Genomic DNA, 9,385 nt, shown 5'->3' with positions numbered 1-9,385 from the left:
ATCGTGGGGAACAAACAGGGCGGTCGCGCGCAGGCACAGGCGATACTGGCCCGAAACAAATGTAGGAGCGAGCTTGCTCGCGATGCGCCGCGCGGGCGGCGCTCGATCTCGAAGGCGCTGAATATGTCGCGGTCAGCCACCGCTCGGCCAAATCACCTCCTGCCCCTTGTAATCCACTGGTGGCACCCCAATAAAAGCTGTTAGATTTCAGTCGGTTGAAACACCGGCCCGTTTGGCCGGCAAAGGACACCACGATGATTGCAAAAGAAGCCCGTCAGGCCCTGGCGCTGCAGCGCTTTGCCGAAGCCAATCCGCAGTTGCTCGAGGAGATCCGCGAGCTGGATGCGCGTGAGCAGGCCCAGCAAATCGAGTGGGCGTTCGAGGATGCCGCCGAGGAACAGGGTATTGAGCCTTGGGAGCTGGCGCTGCAATTGATTGCCGAATCCCCGGAGCAGCTGCAGGCCATGCGCCTGGAAACGCACCGTGAAGTGGCCGAGGCGCTGGGGCTGGAATGGGAGGAGTACTGCCAGTTCAACGACATTGATCCTGAATAAAGGAAGCGAATGCGTTGCGGGTAGTTGTTTGACAAAGTATTTCGGCTGCAGGCCGCCCCCGGCGCCGCGCAGCCCCTGTTGGAAGCAGGCCTGGCGCTGTGCCGTGCGGGCCTTGAAAGTTAATCGACCGGCGTTGTTTTCAGTCGTCCCGTGTGGGGTGACTTCTGCTGCGTGACTCACTAGAATGTTTGCCCTTGATTCTGGAGTCGGGCTAACGCCGGCTAACGTCTGTGCAACGAGGAATATCCATGCAAGTTTCTGTTGAAAACACTTCCGCTCTCGAGCGCCGCATGACCATCGCCGTTCCGGCCGAGCGCGTCGAGAACGAAGTCAACAAGCGTCTGCAGCAGACTGCCAAGCGCGCCAAGATTGCGGGCTTCCGTCCTGGTAAAGTACCGATGACCGTGATCCGTCAGCGTTTCGAGGCGGACGCCCGTCAAGAGGCTTTCGGTGACCTGGTCCAGGCCTCCTTCTACGAAGCCATCGTCGAGCAGAAGCTGAACCCGGCTGGCGCCCCGGCTGTAGAGCCCAAGTCCTTCGAAAAGGGCAAGGATCTGGAATTCGTCGCCATCTTCGAAGTGTTCCCTGAGTTCACTGTTGCGGGCCTCGAGTCGATCAAGGTCGAGCGCCTGAGCGCCGAAGTGGCTGACAGTGACCTGGACAACATGCTGGAAGTGCTGCGCAAGCAGAACACCCGCTTCGAGGCCGTCGAGCGCGCTGCGCAGAACGACGACCAGGTCAACATCGACTTCGTCGGCAAGGTCGACGGTGAAGCGTTTGCCGGTGGTTCGGCCAAGGGCACCCTGCTGGTGCTGGGTTCCGGCCGCATGATCCCAGGCTTCGAAGAAGGTCTGGTAGGCGCCAAGGCTGGCGAAGAGCGCGTGGTCAACGTGACCTTCCCAGAGGACTACCAGAACCTGGACCTGGCTGGCAAAGCCGCTGAGTTCACCATCACCGTCAACAGCGTTTCGGCACCTGTACTGCCAGAACTGAACGAAGAGTTCTTCGCCCAGTTCGGCATCAAGGAATCGACGCTGGAAGGCTTCCGCGCCGAAGTTCGCAAGAACATGGAGCGTGAGCTGCGTCAGGCGATCAAGACCAAGGTCAAGAACCAGGTCATGGACGGTCTGCTGGCCGCCAACCCGATCGAAGTACCAAAGGCCCTGCTGGAAAACGAAGTCAACCGTCTGCGCGTGCAGGCTGTTCAGCAGTTTGGTGGCAACATCAAGCCTGAGCAACTGCCAGTCGAGCTGTTCGAAGAGCAAGCCAAGCGCCGCGTCGTGCTGGGTTTGATCGTGGCCGAAGTGGTCAAGCAGTTCGAGCTGAAGCCGGACGACGCCAAGGTTCGCGAGATGATCGAAGAAATGGCGTCGGCTTACCAGGAGCCTGAGCAGGTCATCGCTTGGTACTACAAGAACGACCAGCAACTGAACGAAGTGCGTTCGGTTGTGCTGGAAGAACAAGTTGTAGATACTGTTCTGCAGAAAGCGACTGTGACCGACAAGTCGGTCTCGTACGAAGAAGCCGTTAAACCAGCCGAGGCGCCTGCCGCTGCTGAGTAACGGTCTTCTCTCGTAGGAAACCTCCACAAGCCAGCCTTCGAGCTGGCTTGTGCGTATTCAAGCCATGACTATTTGGGAGTGAGCGCAGGACATGTCCCGCAATTCTTATATTCAGCAGAGCTCTGACATCCAGGCCGCAGGCGGCCTGGTCCCGATGGTTATCGAGCAGTCCGCCCGTGGCGAACGCGCTTACGACATCTACTCGCGCCTGTTGAAGGAGCGTGTGATCTTCCTGGTTGGCCCGGTAGAGGACTACATGGCCAACCTCGTCGTTGCGCAACTGCTGTTCCTTGAGGCGGAAAACCCGGACAAGGATATCCATCTGTACATCAACTCGCCGGGCGGTTCCGTCACCGCCGGCATGTCGATCTACGACACCATGCAGTTCATCAAGCCGGACGTTTCGACCATCTGCATCGGCCAGGCCTGCAGCATGGGCGCCTTCCTGCTGGCGGCAGGTGCCAAGGGCAAGCGTCATTGCCTGCCTAACTCGCGCGTGATGATCCACCAGCCGCTGGGCGGCTTCCAGGGTCAGGCCACCGATATCGAGATCCACGCCCAGGAAATTCTCAATATCAAGGCCCGTCTGAACGAGCTGCTGGCCTATCACACCGGCCAGGACCTCGAGACCATCAAGCGTGACACCGAGCGTGACAACTTCATGAGCGCCTCGCGCGCAGCCGAGTACGGCCTGATCGACTCGGTCTACGACAAGCGGCAACTGGCCTCCTGAACCGGGGGGCAGAGCAGGTGGGCGTCGAAAGCGCCTACCTGCGGACTTGAAAAAGCCCGCAATTGCCTTCATCTTGTGTTGCAAGCCTACCGGATTGGATCGATCGAATGACTGACACCCGTAACGGCGAGGACAGCGGCAAATTGCTTTATTGCTCCTTCTGCGGCAAAAGCCAGCACGAAGTGCGCAAACTGATTGCCGGGCCCTCGGTATTTATCTGCGACGAGTGCGTCGACCTGTGCAACGACATCATCCGTGAGGAGGTGCAGGAAGCCCAGGCCGAGAGCAGCGCGCACAAATTGCCTTCGCCGAAAGAAATCAGCGGCATCCTGGACCAGTACGTGATTGGTCAGGAGCGCGCGAAGAAGGTGCTGGCCGTAGCGGTGTACAACCACTACAAGCGCCTGAACCAGCGTGACAAGAAGGGTGACGAAGTCGAACTGGGCAAGAGCAACATCCTGCTCATCGGGCCGACCGGCTCGGGTAAGACCCTGCTCGCCGAAACCCTGGCACGCCTGTTGAACGTACCGTTCACCATTGCTGACGCCACCACCCTGACCGAAGCCGGTTATGTGGGTGAGGACGTCGAAAACATCATCCAGAAGCTGTTGCAGAAGTGCGACTACGACGTGGAAAAGGCCCAGATGGGCATTGTCTACATCGACGAAATCGACAAGATCTCGCGCAAGTCGGACAACCCGTCCATTACCCGTGATGTCTCGGGCGAGGGCGTGCAGCAGGCACTGCTGAAGCTGATCGAAGGCACCGTGGCCTCGGTCCCGCCGCAAGGCGGCCGCAAGCACCCGCAACAGGAATTCCTGCAGGTTGATACCCGCAACATCCTGTTCATCTGCGGTGGTGCGTTCTCGGGCCTGGAAAAGGTCATCCAGAACCGCTCCACCAAAGGCGGCATCGGTTTTGGTGCCGAAGTGCGCAGCAAGGAAGAGGGCAAGAAGGTTGGTGAGTCCCTGCGTGAGGTCGAGCCGGACGATCTGGTCAAGTTTGGCCTGATTCCGGAATTCGTCGGCCGCCTGCCGGTACTGGCTACCCTCGACGAGCTGGATGAGGCTGCGTTGATGCAGATCCTCACCGAGCCGAAGAATGCCCTGACCAAGCAGTATGCCAAGCTGTTCGAGATGGAAAGCGTCGACCTCGAGTTCCGCAGCGATGCGCTCAAGGCCGTTGCACGCAAGGCCCTGGAGCGCAAGACTGGCGCTCGTGGCCTGCGTTCGATCCTTGAAGGCGTGCTGCTCGATACCATGTATGAGATTCCTTCGAAAAAGGATGTCAGCAAGGTGGTTATCGACGAGAGCGTCATTGAGGGCACCTCGCAGCCGCTGATGATCTACGAAAACAGCGAACCGCAAGCCAAGGCCGCGCCAGACGCCTGATTCAGGCAATGGCCGGTTCTCGGTTGCAAGCAAGAGGGGGCCTACGGGCCCCTTTCTGCTTTTCCTGTGCAAGCGCTTGTAATTTCCCAAGCGTGCCCCCACATTAGGTCCAAGCATCATTTCCACCGGTTTCCGGCCATAAGGCCGCTGTAGAGGCGAAATCATGAAGACCACCCTCGACTTGCCTCTTTTGCCATTGCGCGATGTCGTTGTTTACCCGCACATGGTTATCCCGCTGTTCGTGGGGCGCGAAAAGTCCATCGAAGCCCTCGAGGCGGCGATGACGGGCGAAAAGCAGATCCTACTGCTGGCCCAGAAGAATCCAGCCGACGACGATCCGGGCGAGGACGCCCTGTACCGCGTCGGTACCGTTGCCACCGTGCTGCAACTGCTGAAGCTGCCTGATGGCACCGTCAAGGTGCTGGTCGAGGGCGAGCAGCGGGGTGCGGTCGAGCGCTTCTCCGAAGTTGAAGGGCACATCCGTGCCGAAGTCTCCCTGATCGACGAAACCGATACTGCCGAGCGCGAGTCGGAAGTGTTCGTGCGCACGCTGCTGTCGCAGTTCGAACAATACGTTCAACTGGGCAAGAAGGTGCCTGCCGAAGTGCTGTCTTCGCTGAACAGCATCGACGAGCCAGGGCGCCTGGTCGACACCATGGCCGCGCACATGGCCCTGAAGATCGAGCAGAAGCAGGAAATTCTTGAAATCGTCGACTTGACTACCCGTGTCGAGCACGTGCTGGCACTGCTGGATGCCGAAATCGACCTCCTGCAGGTCGAAAAGCGCATTCGCGGCCGGGTCAAGAAGCAGATGGAGCGCAGCCAGCGCGAGTACTACCTGAATGAGCAGATGAAGGCCATTCAGAAAGAACTTGGCGATGGTGATGAAGGCCACAATGAAGTCGAAGAGCTGAAAAAGCGCATCGAAGCCGCAGGTCTGCCTAAAGATGCCTTGACCAAGGCTCAGGCGGAGCTGAACAAGCTCAAGCAAATGTCTCCGATGTCGGCCGAAGCTACCGTGGTGCGCTCGTACCTCGACTGGTTGGTGCAGGTGCCGTGGAAGGCTCAGAGCAAGGTGCGTCTGGACCTGACCAAGGCCGAGGAAATCCTCGATGCCGACCACTATGGCCTGGAAGAGGTCAAGGAACGCATCCTCGAATACCTTGCCGTGCAGAAGCGCGTCAAGAAGATCCGCGGTCCGGTGCTGTGCCTGGTCGGGCCACCCGGTGTCGGCAAGACCTCGCTGGCCGAGTCGATCGCTGCCGCCACCAACCGCAAGTTCGTGCGCATGGCCCTGGGTGGCGTGCGTGACGAGGCCGAGATCCGTGGCCACCGCCGTACCTACATCGGCTCCATGCCGGGTCGCCTGATCCAGAAGATGACCAAGGTGGGCGTGCGCAACCCGTTGTTCCTGCTCGACGAGATCGACAAGATGGGCAGCGACATGCGCGGTGACCCCGCTTCGGCACTGCTGGAAGTGCTCGACCCTGAACAGAACCACAACTTCAACGACCACTACCTGGAGGTCGACTACGACCTCTCGGACGTGATGTTCCTGTGCACCTCGAACTCGATGAACATCCCGCCGGCGCTGCTGGACCGGATGGAAGTCATCCGCCTGCCTGGCTACACCGAGGACGAAAAGATCAACATCGCGGTCAAGTACCTGGTGCCCAAGCAGGTCAAGGCCAACGGCTTGAAGAAGGAAGAGCTGGAAGTCGACATCTCGGCGATTCGCGACATCATCCGCTACTACACCCGTGAAGCCGGTGTGCGGGGCCTGGAGCGGCAAATTGCCAAGGTCTGCCGCAAGGTGGTCAAGGAGCATACCGGGCAGAAGCAGGTCAAGGTCAAGGTGGCCAGCGAGCAGCTGGAGCACCTGCTGGGCGTGCGCAAGTTCCGCTATGGCCTGGCCGAGCAGCAGGATCAGATCGGCCAGGTAACCGGCCTAGCCTGGACCCAGGTGGGCGGCGAGTTGCTGACCATCGAGGCCGTGGTCATCCCCGGCAAGGGCCAGTTGATCAAGACCGGCTCGCTGGGCGATGTCATGGTCGAGTCGATTACCGCCGCGCAGACCGTGGTGCGCAGCCGCGCCCGCAGCCTGGGGATTGCCGCCGACTTCCACGAGAAGCATGACGTGCACATTCACATGCCTGAGGGCGCCACGCCGAAGGACGGCCCAAGTGCCGGTATCGGAATGTGCACCGCACTGGTGTCGGCGCTGACGCAGATTCCGGTACGTGCCGATGTGGCCATGACCGGCGAAATCACCTTGCGTGGCCAGGTATTGGCCATTGGCGGGCTGAAGGAGAAACTGCTGGCGGCACACCGTGGCGGGATCAAGACGGTGATCATTCCCGAGGAAAATGTTCGCGATCTCAAGGAGATTCCTGAAAATATCAAACAGGATCTTCAGATCAAACCGGTCAAATGGATTGACGAAGTCCTGCAAATTGCGCTGCAATACGCCCCGGAGCCCTTGCCAGATGTGGCTCCGGAGATTGTCGCGAAAGACGAGAAGCGCGACGGCGATGCTAAGGAAAGAATCAGCACGCATTAGTAGTTTTTGGCTGGGGGGCTTTCCTTGACAGTATTTTCGGCGCCTTGCTATAAAGCGGCACGTTATTGTCGCCATGCCTCCCAGCACACGTTTCATAAGCTTTTCATTACATACTTAGAAACAAACTCAATAGAGAAATAAGGGGACTTAGAGTGAACAAGTCGGAACTGATTGACGCTATCGCCGCATCTGCAGACATCCCGAAAGCTGTAGCCGGCCGTGCGCTGGACGCAGTCATCGAATCCGTCACCGGCGCCCTGAAGCAAGGTGACGATGTGGTACTGGTTGGCTTTGGTACCTTCTCGGTCAAGGAGCGCGCCGAGCGTACCGGCCGCAACCCGCAAACCGGCAAGGCAATCAAGATCGAAGCCGCCAAGGTTCCAGGTTTCAAGGCCGGCAAAGGCCTGAAAGACGCCGTCAACTAAGTCGTCTTTCAGCCGGACCCGGCCTGGCCTGGTCCGAGCACGGTGATGGCGGGGCGCAAACGTTCCCGCCTGACACGTTTGCTAAGAAAAGGCGCATCCTCGGATGCGCCTTTCTTTTATCAGGATTCTACCCACGCTCCGCGGTTGTCGACGCAGTGGTACAGCCGTTTCTGGGGGACGCATGCTGCAAAATATCAGGGACAATTCACAAGGTTGGATTGCCAAGACCATCATCGGCCTTATCGTCGTGTTGATGGCATTGACCGGTTTCGAAGCCATTTTCCAGGCCGCCACTCATAGCCAGGACGCCGCCAAGGTGAACGGCCAGACCATCAGCCAGAACGAACTGAGCCAGGCGGCCGACATGCAGCGCCGTCAACTGATGCAACAGTTGGGCAAGGATTTCGACCCGGCGCTGTTGGATGACAAGTTGCTGCGAGAGGAGGCACTCAAGGGGCTGATCAGCCGCAAGCTGCTGCTGCAAGGTGCTGAGGATGCCAAGTTCGCATTCTCCGAGGCCGCGCTGGATCAGGTGATCCTGCAGACCCCTGAGTTCCAGGTGGACGGCAAGTTCAGCGCTGAGCGTTTCGACCAGGTGATCCGCCAGATGGGCTACGGTCGCATGCAGTTCCGCGAGATGCTCGGCGAGGAAATGCTCATCGGCCAACTGCGCACCGGCCTGGCCGGCAGCAGCTTCGTCACCGATCAACAGGTCGATGCCTTCGCTCGCCTGGAGAAGCAGACCCGCGACTTCGCCTCCCTGACGTTCAAGGCCGACCCGGCCGCAGTCAAGGTCAGCGACGAAGAGGTCAAGGCGCACTACGACCAGCACGCCAAGGAGTTCATGTCGCCTGACCAGGTCGTGATCGACTACATCGAGCTGAAGAAGTCGGCTTTCTTCGATCAGGTCAAAGTGACTGACGAAGAGCTCAAGGCCCAGTACGAGAAGGAAATCGCCAACCTGGCCGAGCAGCGCCATGCCGCGCACATCCTCATCGAGGTCAACGACAAGGTCACCGACGCCCAGGCCAAGGCCCGCGCCGAAGAGATCGAGCAGCGTCTGGCCAAGGGTGAGGACTTTGCCGCTTTGGCCAAGGAGTTCTCTCAGGACCCAGGCTCCGCCAACACCGGTGGTGACCTCGGCTTTGCCGGCCCGGGTGTATACGACCCGGCCTTCGAAGAGGCGCTGTACAAGCTGCAGGATGGGCAGGTATCTGCACCGGTGCGCACCGAGTTTGGCTACCATCTGATCAAGCTGCTGGGCGTCCAGGCGCCAGAAGTACCGAGCTTCGCCAGCCTGAAGGACAAACTGACTCGCGATCTGAAGATGCCGCTGGTCGAGCAGCGTTATGTCGACGCCAGCAAGCAACTGCAGGATGCTGCCTACGAGGCTTCCGACCTGGCCCAGCCGGCTCAGGACCTGAACCTCAAGGTGCACACCTCTGCCGCCTTCGGCCGCGAGGGCGGTGAAGGCATTACCGCCAACCGTGCGGTGGTGCAGGCTGCGTTCTCTGAAGAAGTGCTGGATGAGGGTGCCAACAGCACCGCCATCGAGCTCGACCCTGAGACCACCGTGGTGCTGCGCGTCAAGGAACACCGAAAGCCAGAGCAACTGCCGCTGGACGCTGTGGCCAAGAACATCAGGGAGCACCTGGCCAAAGAGAAGGCGACTGCCGAACTCAAGGCCAAGGCAGACAAGCTGATTGCCGGCCTGCGTGACGGTTCCATCGCAGCAGGCAGCGTTCACGAAGGCCAAGGCTGGAAAGCCTATGAAGCAGTCACCCGTGGCGAGGACGGTATAGATCCGGCCGAACTGCAGGCACTGTTCCGTCTGGGCAAGCCGCAAGCCAAGGACAAGCCTGTGTATGGCAGTGTAGTGCTGCGTGACGGAAGCCTGGTGGTGTTGCAGCTCAAAGGTGTGAACGACGGCGCTACCGCCACCGACGAAGAGAAGCAGCAGATTCGCCGCTACCTCGCGTCCCGTGCTGGCCAGCAGGACTTTGCCGCTTACCGCAAGCAGCTGGAAGCCAATGCAGACATCACCCGTTACTAAGGTGTTCGTTGCATGAAGAAACAGGCCGCCTAGTGCGGCCTGTTTCGTTTTCGCCAGCCGCAAGCACGGTCATTGTCGAGCACCACACCGCCTTCAGGTGCGGCGCC

General features: G+C 59.7%; 7 protein-coding genes. All 7 read left to right on the top strand.

The genetic code is table 11. The features are described from left to right. Nucleotides 1-254: 254 nt before the first annotated feature. The 7 genes from ACF8FB_RS12845 (at nucleotide 255) to ACF8FB_RS12815 (ending at nucleotide 9,278) form a co-directional block, all read left to right on the top strand. Complete coding sequence (locus tag ACF8FB_RS12845) at nucleotides 255-554, top strand: DUF6388 family protein (protein WP_020190960.1); 300 nt, start codon at nucleotides 255-257, stop codon at nucleotides 552-554. A 248-nt stretch (nucleotides 555-802) separates the two neighbouring features. After that, nucleotides 803-2,116, top strand: a complete 1,314-nt coding sequence (gene tig / locus ACF8FB_RS12840; RefSeq protein WP_014753846.1) for a trigger factor — start codon at nucleotides 803-805, stop codon at nucleotides 2,114-2,116. A gap of 91 nt (nucleotides 2,117-2,207) precedes the next feature. Continuing rightward, nucleotides 2,208-2,849 (top strand): ATP-dependent Clp endopeptidase proteolytic subunit ClpP, encoded by a 642-nt coding sequence (gene clpP, locus ACF8FB_RS12835; RefSeq protein ID WP_003259400.1) that lies wholly within the window; start codon nucleotides 2,208-2,210, stop codon nucleotides 2,847-2,849. A 107-nt stretch (nucleotides 2,850-2,956) separates the two neighbouring features. Next, nucleotides 2,957-4,240, top strand: a complete 1,284-nt coding sequence (gene clpX, locus ACF8FB_RS12830; protein WP_003250242.1) for an ATP-dependent Clp protease ATP-binding subunit ClpX — start codon at nucleotides 2,957-2,959, stop codon at nucleotides 4,238-4,240. A gap of 163 nt (nucleotides 4,241-4,403) precedes the next feature. After that, a complete protein-coding gene (gene lon / locus ACF8FB_RS12825) occupies nucleotides 4,404-6,800 on the top strand; it encodes an endopeptidase La (protein ID WP_004576798.1) in 2,397 nt (798 codons plus the stop codon). A 152-nt stretch (nucleotides 6,801-6,952) separates the two neighbouring features. After that, nucleotides 6,953-7,225, top strand: coding sequence for a nucleoid-associated protein HU-beta (gene hupB, locus ACF8FB_RS12820; RefSeq protein WP_003250246.1), 273 nt, complete (start codon nucleotides 6,953-6,955; stop codon nucleotides 7,223-7,225). A gap of 181 nt (nucleotides 7,226-7,406) precedes the next feature. After that, nucleotides 7,407-9,278 carry a SurA N-terminal domain-containing protein gene (locus tag ACF8FB_RS12815; protein ID WP_392510354.1) on the top strand — a complete coding sequence of 624 codons (1,872 nt, stop codon included), beginning with the start codon at nucleotides 7,407-7,409 and terminating at the stop codon, nucleotides 9,276-9,278. The last annotated feature ends 107 nt before the right edge of the window (nucleotides 9,279-9,385 follow it).

Origin of the sequence: Pseudomonas sp. yb_2 (assembly GCF_043103905.1) — a bacterium.
Lineage (GTDB): Bacteria > Pseudomonadota > Gammaproteobacteria > Pseudomonadales > Pseudomonadaceae > Aquipseudomonas > Aquipseudomonas alloputida.
This window is presented reverse-complemented; position numbering and strand designations above follow the sequence as displayed.

What these genes read in the sequence shown, in the direction of transcription:
- ACF8FB_RS12815 (WP_392510354.1), top strand. Translation starts at nt 7,407, where the DNA reads ATGCTGCAAAATATCAGGGACAATTCACAAGGTTGGATTGCCAAGACC.
- clpX (WP_003250242.1), top strand. Translation starts at nt 2,957, where the DNA reads ATGACTGACACCCGTAACGGCGAGGACAGCGGCAAATTGCTTTATTGC.
- clpP (WP_003259400.1), top strand. Translation starts at nt 2,208, where the DNA reads ATGTCCCGCAATTCTTATATTCAGCAGAGCTCTGACATCCAGGCCGCA.
- lon (WP_004576798.1), top strand. Translation starts at nt 4,404, where the DNA reads ATGAAGACCACCCTCGACTTGCCTCTTTTGCCATTGCGCGATGTCGTT.
- tig (WP_014753846.1), top strand. Translation starts at nt 803, where the DNA reads ATGCAAGTTTCTGTTGAAAACACTTCCGCTCTCGAGCGCCGCATGACC.
- ACF8FB_RS12845 (WP_020190960.1), top strand. Translation starts at nt 255, where the DNA reads ATGATTGCAAAAGAAGCCCGTCAGGCCCTGGCGCTGCAGCGCTTTGCC.